The organism is Bradyrhizobium sp. WSM1743, from assembly GCF_000473065.1.
Classification (GTDB): Bacteria; Pseudomonadota; Alphaproteobacteria; order Rhizobiales; family Xanthobacteraceae; genus Bradyrhizobium.
Window position 1 is genome coordinate 22,966 of sequence record NZ_AXAZ01000001.1, and the last position, 17,091, is coordinate 40,056.

General features: G+C 64.0%; 17 protein-coding genes and 1 pseudogene. 8 read left to right on the plus strand and 10 right to left on the minus strand.

All coding sequences use genetic code 11. The annotated features are described in order from the left end of the window. Positions 1-2 precede the first annotated feature (2 nt). Complete coding sequence (locus YU9_RS0100140; RefSeq protein ID WP_027570935.1) at positions 3-6,299, minus strand: HAMP domain-containing protein; 6,297 nt, start codon at positions 6,297-6,299, stop codon at positions 3-5. Positions 6,300-6,882: 583 nt separating this feature from the next. Continuing rightward, positions 6,883-7,395: a DUF4142 domain-containing protein gene (locus YU9_RS0100150; RefSeq protein WP_027570936.1), complete on the minus strand. Its 513-nt coding sequence runs from the start codon at positions 7,393-7,395 to the stop codon at positions 6,883-6,885. Between the two features lie 94 nt (positions 7,396-7,489). On the opposite strand from YU9_RS0100150, the gene YU9_RS45245 reads away from it, so the two are divergent. The 3 genes from YU9_RS45245 (at position 7,490) to YU9_RS0100165 (ending at position 8,192) form a co-directional block, all read left to right on the plus strand. After that, complete coding sequence (locus YU9_RS45245; protein WP_027570937.1) at positions 7,490-7,687, plus strand: hypothetical protein; 198 nt, start codon at positions 7,490-7,492, stop codon at positions 7,685-7,687. 100 nt (positions 7,688-7,787) lie between these two features. Then, positions 7,788-7,919 carry a hypothetical protein gene (locus YU9_RS50720; RefSeq protein ID WP_256375849.1) on the plus strand — a complete coding sequence of 44 codons (132 nt, stop codon included), beginning with the start codon at positions 7,788-7,790 and terminating at the stop codon, positions 7,917-7,919. A gap of 69 nt (positions 7,920-7,988) precedes the next feature. Then, positions 7,989-8,192 carry a hypothetical protein gene (locus YU9_RS0100165; protein ID WP_027570938.1) on the plus strand — a complete coding sequence of 68 codons (204 nt, stop codon included), beginning with the start codon at positions 7,989-7,991 and terminating at the stop codon, positions 8,190-8,192. A gap of 136 nt (positions 8,193-8,328) precedes the next feature. On the opposite strand, the gene YU9_RS0100170 is transcribed toward YU9_RS0100165, so the two are convergent. Next, positions 8,329-8,577 (minus strand): hypothetical protein, encoded by a 249-nt coding sequence (locus tag YU9_RS0100170; protein ID WP_027570939.1) that lies wholly within the window; start codon positions 8,575-8,577, stop codon positions 8,329-8,331. A gap of 173 nt (positions 8,578-8,750) precedes the next feature. Between YU9_RS0100170 and YU9_RS48815 the strand changes: the two genes are divergently transcribed. Next, entirely contained in the window at positions 8,751-8,918 is a 168-nt protein-coding gene (locus YU9_RS48815) for a hypothetical protein (protein WP_198028189.1), read from the plus strand. Here the strand turns inward: YU9_RS48815 and YU9_RS0100180 are convergent. The 7 genes and pseudogenes from YU9_RS0100180 to YU9_RS0100210 all read right to left on the minus strand — a co-directional run bounded on the left by YU9_RS0100180 (position 8,915) and on the right by YU9_RS0100210 (position 13,373). Then, positions 8,915-9,391: a DUF3147 family protein gene (locus tag YU9_RS0100180; RefSeq protein ID WP_371259089.1), complete on the minus strand. Its 477-nt coding sequence runs from the start codon at positions 9,389-9,391 to the stop codon at positions 8,915-8,917. The genes YU9_RS48815 and YU9_RS0100180 overlap by 4 nt on opposite strands. After that, on the minus strand, positions 9,391-9,738 hold the full coding sequence (locus YU9_RS0100185; protein ID WP_027570941.1) for a DUF3147 family protein: 348 nt from the start codon (positions 9,736-9,738) through the stop codon (positions 9,391-9,393). Before YU9_RS0100185 ends, YU9_RS0100180 begins: the two co-directional genes overlap by 1 nt. Next, positions 9,735-10,322 (minus strand): phosphatase PAP2 family protein, encoded by a 588-nt coding sequence (locus tag YU9_RS0100190; RefSeq protein ID WP_027570942.1) that lies wholly within the window; start codon positions 10,320-10,322, stop codon positions 9,735-9,737. The genes YU9_RS0100185 and YU9_RS0100190 overlap by 4 nt, the downstream gene beginning before the upstream one ends. 100 nt (positions 10,323-10,422) lie before the next feature. Then, a pseudogene (locus tag YU9_RS49655) lies at positions 10,423-10,548 on the minus strand (NAD(P)-dependent oxidoreductase); the annotation flags it as partial. Positions 10,549-10,714: 166 nt separating this feature from the next. After that, positions 10,715-11,266 (minus strand): DUF4142 domain-containing protein, encoded by a 552-nt coding sequence (locus tag YU9_RS0100200; RefSeq protein ID WP_027570943.1) that lies wholly within the window; start codon positions 11,264-11,266, stop codon positions 10,715-10,717. An 83-nt stretch (positions 11,267-11,349) separates the two neighbouring features. Then, positions 11,350-11,577, minus strand: coding sequence for a hypothetical protein (locus YU9_RS0100205; RefSeq protein ID WP_027570944.1), 228 nt, complete (start codon positions 11,575-11,577; stop codon positions 11,350-11,352). A gap of 8 nt (positions 11,578-11,585) precedes the next feature. After that, a complete protein-coding gene (locus tag YU9_RS0100210; protein WP_027570945.1) occupies positions 11,586-13,373 on the minus strand; it encodes a thiamine pyrophosphate-requiring protein in 1,788 nt (595 codons plus the stop codon). A 147-nt stretch (positions 13,374-13,520) separates the two neighbouring features. Between YU9_RS0100210 and YU9_RS0100215 the strand changes: the two genes are divergently transcribed. From YU9_RS0100215 to YU9_RS0100230, 4 genes are all read left to right on the plus strand, one after another. Continuing rightward, positions 13,521-13,895: a PRC-barrel domain-containing protein gene (locus tag YU9_RS0100215; protein ID WP_027570946.1), complete on the plus strand. Its 375-nt coding sequence runs from the start codon at positions 13,521-13,523 to the stop codon at positions 13,893-13,895. Between the two features lie 22 nt (positions 13,896-13,917). Next, the gene (locus tag YU9_RS48820; protein WP_198028190.1) at positions 13,918-14,076 is read left to right on the plus strand and encodes a hypothetical protein; all 159 of its coding nucleotides are present in this window, start codon (positions 13,918-13,920) and stop codon (positions 14,074-14,076) included. A gap of 204 nt (positions 14,077-14,280) precedes the next feature. After that, positions 14,281-15,441 carry an HlyD family secretion protein gene (locus YU9_RS0100225; RefSeq protein ID WP_027570947.1) on the plus strand — a complete coding sequence of 387 codons (1,161 nt, stop codon included), beginning with the start codon at positions 14,281-14,283 and terminating at the stop codon, positions 15,439-15,441. Beyond that, a complete protein-coding gene (locus tag YU9_RS0100230; RefSeq protein ID WP_027570948.1) occupies positions 15,438-17,051 on the plus strand; it encodes a DHA2 family efflux MFS transporter permease subunit in 1,614 nt (537 codons plus the stop codon). The genes YU9_RS0100225 and YU9_RS0100230 overlap by 4 nt, the downstream gene beginning before the upstream one ends. The last annotated feature ends 40 nt before the right edge of the window (positions 17,052-17,091 follow it).

The window sequence follows — 17,091 nt, forward strand, 5'->3', positions numbered from 1 at the left end:
ACTCAGCGGTGCAGCCACATGCGGATCGCAAGCAGCAATTGGTCGGTGTTGACGGGCTTGGCGAGGTAGTCGGACGCGCCGGCTTCGAGGCACTTCTCCCGGTCGCCCTTCATCGCCTTGGCGGTCAACGCGATGATCGGAAGACGAGCGAAGCCCGGGTTCTCGCGGATCACGCCGATGGTCTGATAGCCATCCATCTGCGGCATCATGATGTCCATCAGCACGATCGCGATCTCCGGATTGGATTCGACCAGTGCCACCGCCTCGCTGCCGGTCGTCGCCGTCAGCACTTTCATGCCGCGTCGTTCCAGCACGCTCGAAAGCGCGAAGATGTTGCGGGCGTCGTCGTCGACGAGCAGGGCGGTCTTGCCGATCAGGTCCTCGTCGGAACTGTTCAGCTTCTCCAGCATGCGCTGCTTCTCGATCGGCAGCTCCGTGATCACGCGGTGCAGGAACAACGCGGTCTCGTCGAGCAGGCGCTCAGGCGACTCCACGCCCTTGACCACGATGCTGCGCGCCATGGTATGGAGCTCGGCATCCTCCTCAGCCGAGAGCTCGCGTCCGGTGAACACCACGACCGGGATGTTCGACAGCGCCTCGTCGTTGCGGATCTGATCGAGCACCTCGAAGCCGCTCATGTCGGGCAGCCGCAGGTCGAGCACCACGCAATCGCAGGGCTGCTCGCGCAGCGTCGAGAGCGCGCCGGCCCCGGTATCCGTGGCCAAGATCTCGATGTCGTCGTGGTGCAGCAGCTCGCGGATCGAAAGCTGCTCGGCCTCGTTGTCCTCGACGATCAGCAGCCGCTTGCGTCGCGGCCGCGCATATTCCTTGATCTGCGTCAGGGCGGCCGAGACGCCCTCGGTGGTCGTCGGCTTGTTGACGAAGGAGAATGCGCCGCGCGCAAGCGCATGCTGGCGGTCCTCGTCGAGCGTGATGATCTGAACCGGGATGTGGCGGGTGAGCGGATTGTGCTTGAGCTGGCTCAGCACGGTCCAGCCGAGCATGTCAGGAAGGAATACGTCGAGCGAGACGGCCGTCGGCTGGTACTGCTTGGCGAGCTCCAGGGCCTCGGCGCCGCGGGCGGCGACCAGAACCTTGAAGCCCTTGTCGCGGGCCAGATCGACCAGCACGCGGGCATAGTGCGAATCGTCCTCGACGATCAGGAGGATGGTGTCGCCGGGCTCGAGGTTGAGCCGGTCGTCGGGAAGCTGCTCGATGACGCGCTGCTGGTCAGGCGCGGCCGGCTGTAGCGCCGGCGGCTGGCTGTATTGCGGTGACGCCGGCGCGGCGCGCGGCGCGAGCGTCGGGCCGGAATATTTCAACGGCAGGTAAAGCGTGAACGACGAGCCCTTGCCCGGCGCGCTGCGCAGATGGATCTCGCCTCCGAGCAGGCTCGCGAGTTCGCGGCTGATCGCGAGCCCGAGTCCTGTGCCGCCATACTTTCGGCTGGTGCCGGCATCCGCCTGCTGGAACGCCTCGAAGATCAGCTTCTGCTTCTCCAGGGGAATGCCGATGCCGGTATCTGACACTTCGAAGGCGATCACGGCCGGAGCGGAGTTCAGCACCGGGTGATCCGTCCCCCAGCCGCCGACCGCGCCGGCGACCTTCAGGCGCACTTCGCCTTCGGCGGTGAACTTGAAGGCGTTGGAGAGCAGGTTCTTCAGGACCTGTTGCAGGCGCTTGGAGTCGGTGACGATGCTGCGCGGCAGGTTCGGATCGATGTCGATCTTGAACGACAGATTGCGATTGTCTGCCTCGTGCCGGAACGGCCGGCCGACGGTCTCGAGCAGGTTCGCAGTCAGGATCTCCTCGGCGTCGACCGTCACCGTGCCGGACTCGATCTTCGAGAGATCGAGAATATCGCTGATGAGGTTGAGCAGGTCGGTGCCGGCGCCGTGGATGGTGCGGGCGAATTCGACCTGCTTGGCCGAGAGGTTGCCATCCGGGTTGTCGCTGAGCTGCTGTCCGAGGATCAGGATCGAATTCAGCGGTGTGCGCAGCTCGTGGCTCATGTTGGCGAGGAATTCGGACTTGTATTTCGAGGTCAGCGCGAGCTCGGTCGCCTTCTCCTCCAGCGCGCGGCGGGCCTGCTCGATCTCCTGGTTCTTGCGCTCGACCTCGACGTTGCGCTCGGCGAGCTGCTGCGCCTTCTGCTCGAGCTGGTCGTTGGTCTGTTGCAATTCGCGCTGCTGGGTCTGCAGCTCGCCGGCAAGCTGCTGCGACTGCTTGAGCAGACCTTCCGTCTGCATCGTGGCCTCGATCGAATTGAGCACGATGCCGATGGAGTCGGTGAGCTGCTCCAGGAACGTCATCTGCGACGTCGTGAAGGAGACGAGCGAAGCGAGCTCGATCACGGCCTTGACCTGACCTTCGAACAGGACCGGCAGCACGACGAGGTTTTTCGGCGCAACGCGGAACAGCGCCGAGTTGATCGGCACCACGTCCGACGGAATGTCGGAAACGACGCGCGGCCGCTTGTCGAAGGCGCATTGGCCGATCAGGCCTTCGCCGAACTGCAGCACGGGATGATAGGGGTAGATGCCGTCGCTGGCGTAAGAGGCGAGCAGCAGGAGCTGCGGGTCATTCTCGTTCTCGACCTGGTAGATCACGCCGGTATGCGCGTTCACCAGCGGCGACAATTCGGTGAGCAGCAGCCGGCCGACGGTGGTGAGGTCACGCTGGCCCTGGAGCATGTTGGTGAACTTCGCCAGGTTCGTCTTCAGCCAATCCTGCTCGGTGTTCAGCTCGGTCGTGAGCCGCAGGTTGGTGATCATCGTGTTGATGTTGTCCTTGAGTTCCGCGACCTCGCCGCGGGCATCGACCTGGATCGAGCGTGTCAGGTCGCCCTTGGTCACGGCGGTGGCGACTTCCGCGATCGCGCGCACCTGCGAAGTGAGGTTGGCCGCGAGCAGGTTGACGTTGCCGGTGAGATCCTTCCAGGTGCCGGCGGCGCCGGGCACGTTGGCCTGACCGCCGAGCCGGCCTTCGACGCCGACCTCGCGCGCCACCGACGTCACCTGATCGGCGAAGGTCGCGAGCGTCTCGGTCATGTTGTTGATGGTGTCGGCGAGAGCGGCGACCTCGCCGCGCGACTTCATCGTCAGGTTCTGCTTGAGATCGCCGTTGGCGACCGCGGTCACCACCTTGACGATGCCGCGCACCTGCTCGGTCAGGTTCGCAGCCATCAGGTTCACGGTGTCGGTGAGATCCTTCCACGTACCTGCGACGCCAGGCACCTGCGCCTGGCCGCCGAGCTTGCCTTCGGTGCCGACCTCGCGCGCCACGCGCGTGACTTCGCCGGCGAAAGCGTTGAGCTGGTCCACCATGGTGTTGATGGTGTTCTTCAGCTCGAGGATTTCGCCCTTCACGTCGACGGTGATCTTGCGCGAGAGGTCGCCGCGCGCGACCGCCGTGGTCACTTCGGCGATGTTGCGGACCTGCGTGGTGAGGTTCGCGGCGAGCAAGTTGACGTTGTCGGTGAGATCCTTCCAGGTGCCGCCGACGCCGGGCACGACGGCCTGGCCGCCGAGCCGTCCTTCGGTACCGACTTCGCGCGCGACGCGCGTGACCTCGGCGGCGAAGGAGCGCAGCTGCTCGACCATCGTGTTCAGCGTGTCCTTCAAGAGAAGGATCTCGCCGCGCACGTCCACCGTGATCTTCTTCGAGAGGTCGCCGCCGGCAATGGCGGTCGCGACCTCGGCGATGTTGCGGACCTGGGCCGTCAGGTTGGAGGCCATGAAGTTGACGTTGTCGGTGAGATCCTTCCAGGTGCCGGCGACGCCGGGCACCTCGGCCTGGCCGCCGAGCTTGCCTTCGGTACCGACCTCGCGAGCGACGCGCGTGACTTCGCCGGCGAAACCGTTGAGCTGGTCCACCATGGTGTTGATGGTGTTCTTCAGCTCGAGGATTTCGCCCTTCACGTCGACGGTGATCTTGCGGGACAAGTCGCCGCGCGCCACGGCGGTCGTCACTTCGGCGATGTTGCGGACCTGGGCGGTGAGGTTGCCCGCCATCGAGTTCACGCTGTCGGTGAGGTCCTTCCAGGTGCCGGCCACGCCGGGCACGTTGGCCTGACCGCCGAGGCGGCCTTCGGTGCCGACCTCGCGCGCGACGCGCGTCACCTCGCCCGCGAAGCGGTTGAGCTGGTCGACCATCGTGTTCAGCGTATCCTTGAGCTGAAGGATCTCGCCGCGCACGTCCACGGTGATCTTGCGGGACAGGTCGCCGCCGGCGATCGCGGTCGCGACTTCCGCGATATTGCGCACCTGGGCGGTCAGATTGCCCGCCATCGAGTTCACGGAGTCGGTCAAATCCTTCCAGGTGCCTGCGACGCCCGGCACGTCGGCCTGGCCGCCGAGCTTGCCGTCGGTGCCGACCTCGCGCGCGACACGCGTCACTTCGCCAGCGAAGGCGTTGAGCTGGTCCACCATGGTATTGAGCGTCTCCTTCAGCTGAAGGATTTCGCCCGACACGTTCACCGTGATCTTCTTGGACAAATCGCCCTTCGCCACCGCGGTCGCGACCTCAGCGATGTTGCGGACCTGACCGGTCAGGTTCGAGGCCATCGAGTTGACGCTGTCGGTGAGGTCCTTCCAGGTGCCGCCGACGCCGCGCACCACCGCCTGGCCGCCGAGCTTGCCTTCGGTGCCGACCTCGCGCGCCACGCGCGTGACTTCGCCGGCGAAGGCGTTGAGCTGGTCCACCATGGTGTTGATGGTGTCCTTCAGCTCCAGGATCTCGCCGCGCACGTCCACGGTGATCTTCTTCGACAGGTCGCCGCCGGCGACCGCCGTCGTCACCTCCGCGATGTTGCGGACCTGAGCGGTCAGGTTCGAGGCCATCGAGTTGACGCTCTCGGTCAGGTCCTTCCAGGTGCCGGCGACGCCGAGCACGTTGGCCTGGCCGCCAAGCCGGCCCTCGGTGCCGACCTCGCGGGCGACGCGCGTCACTTCGCCGGCGAAAGCGTTCAGCTGGTCGACCATGGTGTTGAGCGTCTCCTTCAGCTGAAGGATCTCGCCCGAGACGTTCACGGTGATCTTCTTCGACAAGTCGCCGCCAGCGATGGCGGTCGCGACATCGGCGATGTTGCGGACCTGGGCCGTCAGGTTCGAGGCCATGAAGTTGACGTTGTCGGTGAGGTCCTTCCAGGTGCCGGCCACGCCGGGCACCTGGGCCTGGCCGCCGAGTTTGCCCTCGGTGCCGACCTCGCGCGCGACGCGCGTCACTTCCGAAGCGAACGAGTTGAGCTGGTCCACCATGGTGTTGATGGTGTCCTTCAGCTCCAGGATCTCGCCGCGCACGTCCACCGTGATCTTGCGCGAGAGGTCGCCGCGCGCCACGGCGGTGGTGACGTTGGCGATGTTGCGCACCTGCGCAGTCAGGTTGCCGCACATCGCGTTGACGGAATCGGTGAGATCTTTCCAGGTGCCGGCGACGCCGGGCACGATCGCCTGGCCGCCGAGCTTGCCGTCGGTGCCGACCTCGCGCGCCACGCGCGTCACTTCCGAGGCGAAGGAGCGGAGCTGGTCCACCATCGTGTTGATGGCTTCCTTGAGCTGGAGGATCTCGCCGCGGACGTCGACCGTGATCTTCTTGGAGAGGTCGCCATTGGCGACCGCGATCGTCACCTCGGCGATGTTGCGAACCTGGTTGGTCAGGTTGTTCGCCATCGAGTTGACGCTCTCGGTCAGGTCCTTCCAGACGCCGGTCACCTCAGGCACCTGGGCCTGGCCGCCGAGCTTGCCCTCGGTGCCGACCTCGCGCGCGACGCGCGTCACCTCGGAGGTGAACACGCCGAGCTGCTTGATCATGGTGTTGACGATGGTCGCCGACTGCAAAAACTCGCCGCCGAGCGGACGGCCATCGACGTCGAGCTTGACGGTCTGGAGCAGGTCACCTTGTGCGACGGCGGCGACCGCGCGTGTCACCTCGCGCGTCGGCCACAACAGGTCGTCGATCAGCGTGTTGACCGAACCTTCCATGTCGGCCCAGGAGCCTGAGGCCAGGCCGAACTTCACGCGCTGGCGGGTCTTGCCTTCGCGCCCCACCACCTGGCCGACCAGCTCGAGCTGCTGCGCCATGCGCTGGTTGGCGGCGATGATTTCATTAAGAGTGTCGGCAATCTTGCCGTCGATGCCGAGATAGTCGCCGCTCATCCGCACCGAAAAGTCACCGCTGCGCATCGCCTGCAAGGCAAGCAAAAGCTCGGCCCGGGAATCCGGCTCCGACATACCGTTGGTTTTTGGCTTTGGGACGCGACGACCGGAGCGTGATGCAGGTCCGGGATCGAGGTCGCTCATACTGATTCCCCCGCAGGCGTCGGCCGAATCCGAGGCAAGACGCGTTGGTCGAAATAGAGCGTCAGCCAAATTCGAAATCAAGCACCAAGGTGGGGCGCTGGGAAATGGAACCCGCTTTGCTCAGCCCGGCTGAGGTAACGATGATCCTTCGAATTGGTTCCAGGTCGCTCAGAAAGAAATGCCTCGGGCCCCGCCGCTCTGCTCGTCCATCCCCGGCATTCACTGTCCCGGAACGGAGCGCCGCGCCCGACGGTTAGCCCACAAAGACAGGGAGAACGGATATGAAAGCAGGACTTGCCGCCATCGCTGTCATCCTATTTGCCGCGGGATCGGCTTTGGCGCAGGGCGGTGCGCCCAGCGGGCGGGGGCTGTGACCGGCGACCCCGCCGCAAGCTCCGCCAATCCGCGGGCGGAAACGCCGACCACCGGGACGTCCGGCCGATCGAATCCTAGCGGCAGCGGCACGTCATCTTCGGGCGGCAAAGACGACACTGGCGATGCGGGCCGGGACAAAATGCCGGAGAGCGACCGCACCGTGCGGCCGCAGAGCCAGCAACAGCATCCGAACGACAAGTAGAGTCGGCTATTTGTCCGCCATGATGCGCGCCGCGTCCCTGACCTGCGAGCGCAGCATCGGGAGCTGTTGGCGCGCGAACGCTGCGAGCGCTGTATTGTCGGGCGCCTTCAGATAGCGCTCAAGCAGGCTGATGATCGACTCATACTCGGGAAGCTGCGCAGCATAGAAGCTTCTGACGTAGGTTGGGCCATCCGACATTTCGGGCTCGACGAGGCTCGCGGTCGAAGATGTCGCTCTGCCGACGTGCAGTTGCGCGCCAATTGTCTCCTGGATCTCCTTCAGACTCTTGTCGCGCTTGGCGGCCTCCTCGGCGCGCAGGGCGGCGAGGTTCTTGACCTCCGCATTGCCCTTGAGGTCGGTGTTCTCAAGAAGACCCTGTTGAAATCGGCTGAACTTATAGACGCCGCTGATGACCTCAACGGCGGTCGGTTGTCGGTCACCACGCTTTCGCTCGCCGGTACTGTCGGCAAGTGCCGCGGTGGCGATGAATGTCAGGATGATCGCGGCAACAACTCGCATCGAGATCAATGACGAACGGCGTGCGAAGTTCCCTGAAATATTACGATCCGGTAAGCGGGTTGCGACGCGAGAGTTCCGTCCCCAAGTCCTCCACATGAAACAATCTGACATCCTCAGGGATAATGCCGACAACTGTCTTCAGCTTGCCGAGCGAGCCGAGGGACAGCCCGCCCATAAACGCTATTCGCGCATGGCCGAGGCCTGGACGGCGCTCGCGAACGAGCAGGATTGGCTCGATGGCGAAATCCCGCCCGTTCCGCTCCACGCTGCTGCTCCGAAGCGAGGCGTGTGAATCTGCGTGTGAGACCGCTCACGGAAGGCAAGCAACTGATTTGGGATCATCCGGGAACCGTCGATCGCGTGGATTTCCAGTTTCAGAGGAGGTTTTGGCGATGGCTCCACGTCTGGCTCTTCTTTCCCTCATTCTCGCCTTTGGCGTCTCGGTCGCGTTCGCGACGGTGACGACGGTGCGGCAGGTGCATCTCGAGAACGCATCTGCTGCCGGCCACGCCGCGCGCAGTTAGCCTGTATCGGAACATTCGACGCCGCAGTGCGTAAGCGCTCTGAGACACCAGGAGAAGCGAGAGTTCATCATGGCCCATTCCGACCATGGCATCGTCAAGGACAAGCGTGCGGAGGAGCAGCCGCGCGACAAGCAGCGTGCACAGTCCGTGCACAAGACGGATTCGAAGGGCTCGACCTCGCGTGAAGCGACGCGCGATCCCAAGCTGAACGACGATAGCAAGACGCCAGGATCCGGCGTGATGCCGGACGGCTCGAGCGACGCGACAGGCTAGTTCTCACGAGGAACGAATTTCCGCGGGAAGAGTCGACGGATTGCTTCCGGTTGTCATGCCCCCGGTGCGCCGGAAGCAATCTCCAAGGACGGTCCTGGCACTCCCGTGCCGGGGCCGTTTGCTTATGGAAGGGACTTCAGCCGCCGCTGCCGCTATCCGGATCCCCCTGAGTATGTCCGTCAGGCCCGCGGCCGAACACGCCGAAGCTGCTCGACTTCACGCCGGCAGTGGCATCGACGCCCACGGCGGCCAGTCCGAACTTGAGGAGTTCGCGGACCGCGGCCGCCCGCGTCGGCATGCGGTGTTTGAACCGGAAATCGTCAATGGCGGCCAACTCTTCCGGCGAGAGCATGACCTGAAGGCGCTCGGCGCGAAGGTCGTTCATGGCGATCACGCAAATTGAGTAGGTTGAGTGGTTTACTCAACGAACCAACTTGGAGGGAGTTCCTCCGGAGTCGACAAAGTCTCCAAATGAGTAGAAATATCTAATAGAATCAATAAGTTATTTTTGAAACCGTATCCTGCCATGGCGCATTCTTTTCGAAAGGGAGAGAGGCCATGACGGATGAAGTCAGGTTACCTCGCAAGCTTTCCGAAGAGCCCGAAGGGCCTGAGCCGGTGCGGCCAAGTCACCAGAAGGTCATCGATCAGGTCGAGCGCTGGGCCAACAGCCCCGGCCTCCAGCCGCCGCAATCGCAGACTTCGACCGGGGCGAAAGCGAGCTAAGGCTTCACGAAGCGAGAGCCCGTTGAATGGGCTGATCGGCGCGATTTGTGTCTGACAATGCGAAGCTTGCGCCTCAGCCACCAGGCCGACACGGAAACGATCGCCCAGGCAGTCAACGCGGCGATGAAAGCGAATGCGATGCTTGTCCCGACGGTGGCATGGAAGACGGCGGCGAACGCCGCGAGGCCGATGCTGCCGAGTGCCGCACCTGCGGCATCGAGCGCCGCAGCCTTCTGTCCGCGACGCCGCCCGCTCACGCCGGCCTTCTCCTTGGCGTGACGCTCGTGGCTTTCGATCAACGTCGCGCTGGCGCAGAAGATGGCTGGAAGTGCAAGGAAGAGCCCGCCGACAGAAACGCCGAATTGCGAGCCGATGATTCCGGCGAGCACCGTCGCGCAGCCGCCGAGCACGAAGCGAATGGCGTATTCGTACCATCGCGTCTCTTTCAGCGCCGATGACGATAGCTCCAGCATCAGGCGGCACCTCCCAAACCGGCGAGCAGACCGAAGGCGACCACGAGCCATACGGCGAAGGCGAGGATCGTGGCGGCGAGCGCGCCGAGACGGAACCTCATCAGGAGGTGGCAGACGGCGAGGCTGTAGCAGGCGAGCGCGATGGCGCCATAGATCATCGTCCAGCTCTCGGCCGCAGCATATTGCGAACCGTGCTGGACCACGGCGATGCCGAGGGTGGCCAGCGCGACCGACGGTGCCGCGCCGAGCAGTCCGGCAAAGCTCTTTGGCCGCAGCATGTCACCGAAGATTGCGAAGATGGATACGATCAGGCCGCCGGCGACAAAGCGCACGAGATATTCCGTCATGGCCGTACCCGCGAGGCTTCGCGCCGCTGCTGCCGTGACTTCGCCAGCGTGAACGGCCTGAACAGTCGCTCGACGACGATGCCGAGTATGAAGCCTGCCACCACGTCGCTGGTCCAGTGTGCGAGCAGCGCCACGCGCGTCAACGACAGCGCTACGGCCAGCGAGCGCGCCAAGCGGCGCGAGGCCGGCGGCAACAGGCTAGCGGCCGAGGCAAGGGCGCCCATGTGCACAGCGTGACCTGAGGGAAACGCGTCGCGGGAACGCCCCGAATAAGGAACGCCGTGCCAGTGGCCGCTAACCGTCAGCCGGTCCGGCCTGGTCTGATCGAACAAGGATTTCAAGACATGCGGCAATACGGCCGTCACCAGCGAGACCATCAGGACGTGATCGGCAACAGGACGCTGCTGCGGATGCCGGAGACGAGTGTAGAGCCATCCCGCTGCAGCGAGCGCGACCAGCACGTGCTCGTCGGCGCCCCAGGTCATTGCTTGGGCGGCGCGCTCGAGGCCTGAATTGGTGTTCTGTGCGATCTCGTTCGCGATCGCCGCATCGATCCGGGTGGGTTTGACTGTTACGAGCGCCATCGGTCCGCCGGCGAGATTTCCTCCATGACAGTTTTGTAAAGCCCGGAGACAACGAAGGTTCCTGAGTGCCAGCCGCGGGCATCAGCCCGCCGCGCCGCGACTAGGGCTGCCCGGATCCCCCGGCGGAGCCATAGATCTGGCCCGTTGCATAGCTTGCGTCGGCGGCGGCAAGCTGCAAGTAGATCGAGGCGAGCTCGACAGGCTGACCAGGACGGCCGAGCAGCGTCATCCGCGGCGCGGACGACGTGCCGGCGGGATATTGAGGTCTTGTCCTGCTGCGTCATGATGCTCTCCGCGATATTGAGATCTCAACACGCGGAGACTGGCATCGTTGCTCGGACGCGAAGGACGCCGGCCAGGCCGGCGTCCTCGTTGGATATCGACTGAGGAGCCTATTTGGACTGACCGACGCTCGGCGCCTTGCCGAGCTCCTTGGCCATGTCGAGATGGTGCTTGAGCGCTGGCAGGGTCTTGCCGGCCCAATCCTTCAGCGCAACATTGTCGCCGCCCTTGGCGTAGCGCTCGAATAACGACACGGCGTCCTCATGGGCGCTGACCTGGTAGGAATTGTAGTCCGAGCTGAAATCCTTGCCCGTCGCGCTCTTCAGCTTGTTGAGCTTGCTCTGGTGCGAGCTGTCCAGTGCCGTTGGCAGCGTCGCCTGTACCTTGCCATCGCCGACGAGGCCCTTCAGTTCGGTGCTGGTCTTGGTGTGATCAGTCACCATCTGCTGCGCGAAGCTCTTTTCCTGGGCGTTGCCCTTTTGCTCCGCGAGCTTGCTCGACTCGATCTCGAACATGTCGCTGATGGCGACCTCCTTGACGAAGTCGGCCGTAGCAGGCGCGACGCCCAGCGCCGAGTTGACGCCGGTCTTCTCGCCCAGCGACTGGGCAAGCGCGGGGCCTGCGAAAAGCACGCAGGCCAGGGCGACGATGGTACGTTTCATGGTCCGGTCCCTCCGGGTGGGGCGCAGCTTCCTGCCGCGCGTTGCGCCGATCAACACGCCGCCGCGGCCGACGTTCCTAACGGTCAATCCGTGGGATTCCGGCCGGTCCGCGGATTGATGGGATCAGTCGGCTTGCGTCGAAGCCGCTCGGGCAGAAACGGCTCGGCCGGCGTAGCGGTTGCGTCGGCCCGTACGTCGGCATGACGCTGCGCCCGCTCATGCGGCGTTCGGTTGTCGTTGAAATGCCACTTCACGTCGACGCCGTCGACGGGGTCGTTGACGCCGTGCTGGATATCGCGGAAGTCACTCATGGTTTACCTCATTGCTTTCCGGGCAGGATCGATTCGAGCATCTGCCGCGCTGCTCCCTTGATCATCCCGCTTTCGTTCGGATCGCCCTTCATCAGGGCGAGTGAGAAATTCTTCGCCTGCTGGAGCGTGATATGCGGCGGCAGCGGCGGCACCTCGGGATCGGTTTTCACTTCCAGCACCACGGGCATCTCGCTCGCCAGCGCTTGCTCCCAGGCCGAGCCGAGCAGCTGTGGGCTGTCGACGAAGATGCCGCGCAAGCCGATCAGCTCGGCGAAACGCGAATAGGAGACGTCGGGAATGCGTTGGGACGCCTCGAATTTGGGATCACCGTTGATGATGCGCTGCTCCCAAGTCACCTGGTTGAGATCCTCGTTGTTAAAGACGCAGACGATGAATCGCGGGTCGTTCCAGTCGCGCCAATACTTCGCAGCGGTGATCAGCTCGGCCATGTTGTTCATCTGCATGGCGCCGTCGCCGACGAGTGCAATCACGGGACGATCCGGATGGGCGTATTTGGCCGCAAGCGCGTAAGGTACCGCAGCGCCCATTGAGGCGAGGCCGCCGGAGAGCGAGGCCGTCATGCCACGCCGCATCTTGAGGTCCCGCGCGAACCAATTGGCACAGGAGCCGGAATCGCTGGTGATGATGGCGCGATCGGGTAGGCGGGGGGACAATTCCCAGGCGACGAGCTGTGGATTGACTGGCGCCGCGGGCTGATGCGCGCGGTCATCCAACGTCTTCCACCATCTCGCAACGTCGTCTTCGATAGCCCTGCGCCAGGCGTCGTTGGCTTTGGGCTGGAGTCGCGGCAACAATGCGCGCAGCGTCTCGGCGGCGTCTCCGACGAGGCCGACCTCCATGGGAAAGCGGATCGACATCATGCTGGCATCGATGTCGATCTGCACGCCGCGCGCCGCTCCTTCCTTCGGCAGGAATTCGGCATAGGGAAAGGCCGAGCCCACCATCAGCAGCGTGTCGCATTCCATCATCATGTTGTAGCTGGGTTCGGTGCCGAGCAGGCCGATGGAGCCGGTGACCCATGGCAGGTCGTCGGGCAGCGCGGCCTTGCCGAGCAGTGCCTTGGCGCAGCCGGCCGATAGCCGGTCGGCGACCGCGATGACTTCGTCGGTCGCGTGAAGCGCGCCCGCGCCGACGAGCATCGCGACCTTCTTGCCGGCGTTGAGCACCTCCGCGGCGCGGTCGAGATCCGCCTCATGCGGCATGATGCTGGGTGCGCTATAGCCGATCCCTGAATGCAGCGTGCCATGTGCGCGGGGCGGATTCTCGTAAGGCTCTTCCTGCAGGTCGTTGGGCAGGATGATCACGGTCGGGGTCCGCCGCGCCAGCGAAATCCGCACCGCACGATCGATCAAGTGTCGCACTTGCGCAGGCGAGGATGCCTGCATGACGTAGGCGCCGGCGACGTCCTTGAACATCGAGAGAAGATCGAGTTCCTGCTGATAGTGTCCGCCGAGGGCGTTGCGCGACTGCTGGCCGACAATCGCCAGCACCGGCTGGTGATCGAGCAGCGCATCGTAGAGCCCGGTGACGAGATGCGAGGCGCCGGGGCCAGAGGTCGCAATGCAGACGCCGAGCTCGCCCGAGAACTTTGCGTAAGCGGTTGCCATGAATGCCGCCATCTCCTCGTGCCGCGCCTGCACGAACGCGATCCTGCCTTCGGCCCGGTTCATTGCACCGAACACGCCGTTGATGCCGTCGCCGGGATAGCCAAAGATGTGGCGCACGCCCCATTGATGCAGACGCTGGACGATGAAGTCGGAGACGGTCTGGGACATTTGCGCGTGGCCCTTGCTTGGCAGGTGTATGAAACCCAGAGAACCGCTCGTCTCGTGCGATGTTCCTGACCCGCTTGGGGAACATGCACCGGAACGATCGCGTGCCTATCCGGTTGGTTTTGCACGAGGTTGAGTGGAGAGTTTTCGATGTTGAACCAAAACGAACTGGGTCGCAGTGAGACGGGCCGTTTGATCGGCAGCGACAAGGTCGAGGGAACATCGGTTTATGGCGCCGATCGCAACCGGATCGGTTCGATCGAACGCGTGATGATCGACAAGATCAGTGGCCAGGTGTCATACGCCGTGCTCGGCTTTGGTGGATTCTTGGGACTCGGCAACGACCACTACCCGTTGCCTTGGCAGTCGCTGAAATACGACACCGAGCTTGGCGGTTATGTCACCGGCATCACCACCAAGGAGTTGGAGGGTGCACCGAAATACGGCGCACGAAGCGATTGGAACTGGAGTGACGACGCCGCGATGCGCGGCATCAACTCCTATTATGGTGTTCCCTTCGTTTGAGATTTCCAGGAAAGGGAGATCGATGAGCAAGGAACGGCCCAATGACGATCCCCGGCAGCAGAACGACTGGGGCTCGCACCGGCAGACGGACAAGCCCTGGAAGGGCAATCCTGAGAAGGAGCAGGCTTCGGACAAGGTGAAGCCCGACCTCGAGAAGTGGCACGAGACGAACACGCACTGAAGCTGCGCCCCATTGCAACCGATTGGGACAAACGCGGCATCAACGATGCCGCGCCGCCGTGCGATCACGAATGACAGCGCTGCTGTTGCAGGACGGAACCATGCTCCGGCCCTGCGGTTAGGCTCCCGGCGTGCAGGCCCGGCTCACCGGCTTGCGCCGGTATAATCCCGAGACGCCGGTTTAATCCCGAGAAAGGTGTCAGCCGTGGATGCTCAGACACGAGAGCGTGGGCCATCCGCGGAGCAGCCGCTGCGGACGAAAGAAGCTCCGAGGACCTCTCCAGATCAGGCGCTGGACGCCAAGGATCAGTCGGAGAAGCCGGCCACAACGCCGTCGTTGCGCGACCGGCTTCGCGGGCATTGGCTGCTCGCAACCGCCGGCGTAATCGTGCTGATCGCCGCGCTCGTTGGCGGTCTGCTCTACTGGCTCGAGGTGCGCCATTATGAATCCACCGACGATGCCTTCGTCGCGGCGCGCAGCTTTTCGGTGGCCTCGAAGGTCGGCGGTTATGTGACCGACATCCCTGTCACGGACAACCAGCATGTCAATGCCGGTGATCTCCTCGCCAAGATCGACGAACGGGATTACCGGATTGCCATCGATCAGGCCAATGCGCAGGTTGCCAGCGCCAAGGCGAACATCGCCAATGTCGAGGCGCAAATCGACTCCCAACAGGAGCAGATCAAGCAGGCCCAGGCGCAGCTCGAACAGGCCCAGGCCCAGCTCCAGTTTTCGCAGGAAGAATTTGCGCGCGCCCAGGATCTCGTCGAGAAGGGGGCGGGAACCGTGCAGCGCCAGCAACAGACCCGTTCCGATCTTCAGGCGCAGCAGGCCAATACCGAGCGCGCCAAGACCGCGGTGACGGCCGCCCAACTTGGCATCAAGACGCTGCAGGCACAGCTCGAAGGCGCCAAGGCGCAGCTCCAGCAATCGCAGGCGCAGCTCGATCAGGCCAGGCTGAATTTGCAATACACAAATGTGGTTGCGGCGCAGTCCGGCCGCGTCGTCAAGCTGAGCGGCGCCAAGGGCACATTCGTCACGGCTGGCCAAAGCCTGATGATGTTTGTGCCCGACGAAGTCTGGGTTGTCGCCAACTACAAGGAGACGCAGCTGAGCGACATGCGTCCGGGCCAGCCGGTCGAGATCCGCATCGATGCCTATCCCGGCCGCAAGCTGACCGGCCACGTCGATTCCGTGCAACCGGGCTCGGGCACTGCGTTCAGCCTGCTGCCGGCGGAGAACGCCACCGGCAACTACGTCAAGGTGGTGCAGCGCGTGCCGGTGAAGATCGTGGTCAACAACTGGCCGCCCGATCTGCCGGTTGGTCCCGGCATGTCGGTCGTGCCTTGGACTAGGGTGCGATGACGGACGCCACGCAAGGCGGGACCGCCGGATGGTCGCCGGAGCGCTCGGCGGCCGGCGGGCACAACCCCTATCTGATCGCCTTCGTGGTCTCGATCGCGACCTTCATGGAGGTGCTCGACACCACCATCGCCAATGTCGCGCTGCGCCACATCGCCGGCGGGCTCGCGGTCGGCATCGACGAGAGCACCTACGTCATCACCAGCTATCTCGTCGCCAACGCCATCGTGCTGTCGATCTCGGGCTGGCTGTCGACCGTGATGGGGCGCAAACGCTTCTACATGATCTGCGTCGCGACGTTCTCGGTGGCCTCGCTGTTGTGCGGACTTGCCTGGAGTTTGCAGTCGCTGGTGCTGTTTCGCATCCTTCAAGGCCTCGGCGGCGGCGGCATGGCCACCAGCGAGCAGGCGATCCTTGCCGACTCGTTTCCGCCGCAAAAACGCGGCCAGGCGTTTGCGATCTATGGCGTCGCCGTCGTGGTCGCCCCGGTGATCGGCCCGACGCTCGGCGGCTGGATCACCGACACCTATTCCTGGCATTGGGTGTTCTTGATCAACGTGCCGATGGGTCTGATCTCGCTGTTCCTGGTCGGCACGCTGGTCAAGGAGCCCTCGGGCGCGGAAGAGGAGAGGGCGGAGCTGCTGAGCAGAGGCCTGCGCGTCGACTACATCGGCTTCCTGCTGGTCGCGATCGGGCTCGGCGCGCTCGAATTCGTCCTTGACGAAGGTCAGCGCAATGATTGGTTCGGATCGAACATGATCCTGTTCTTTGCACTGCTTGCCGCCTTCTGCCTGCTCGCATTGATCCCATGGGAGTTGATGCGGGATGATCCGATCGTCGACATCCGCCTGATCGGCAGGCGTCAGTTCGGGTCCTGTTTCCTGGTCATGCTCGGCACATTTGCGGTGCTGATCTCAACGACGCAGCTATTGCCGCAGCTTTTGCAGACGGAGCTGGGCTATACCGCCATGCTCGCAGGGTTGGTGCTGTCGCCGAGCGGCGTCGTGACGATGATGTTGATGCCGGTGGCGGGACGACTAGTCACGATAGTGCAGCCCAAATATCTGATCATGTTCGGCGCTGCGACTGCCGCACTTTCCATGTGGCATCTGACCGGGCTTACCGGGGAGATCACCTACGGCTATGCCGCGCTGGCGCGGATCTATCTCGCGGTCGCTCTACCGTTCCTGTTCCTTCCGGTGACGACGGCATCCTATGATGGCTTGCCACCCGAGAAGACCAACCAGGCCTCCGCGCTGATCAATGTCGCGCGCAATATCGGTGGCTCCATGGGGGTGGCGCTGGCGCAGACCATTCTGGCGCAGCGCCAGCAATTCCATCAGAGCCGCCTCATCGAGCACGCCGCGCCCTCGGATCTCGGCTATCAGCAGACCATCGACGCGATGACGCGCTACTTCCAGGCGCAGGGCTCGAATGCAAGCGATGCGGCGTCGCAGGCGATCGCCTGGGTCGGCCGCACCTTGCAGCAGCAAGTCGACCTGCTCGCCTATATCGACGTGTTCTGGATGCTCGCGATCGTCGCTGTACTGATGATTCCCACGGCGGCGGTGCTGCGCCCGATCGATTTGAGAGCGCCAGCGCGAGGGCACTAGAGCATGATGAGATGAGGCTTGATCGCTGCGCCGACGGAAG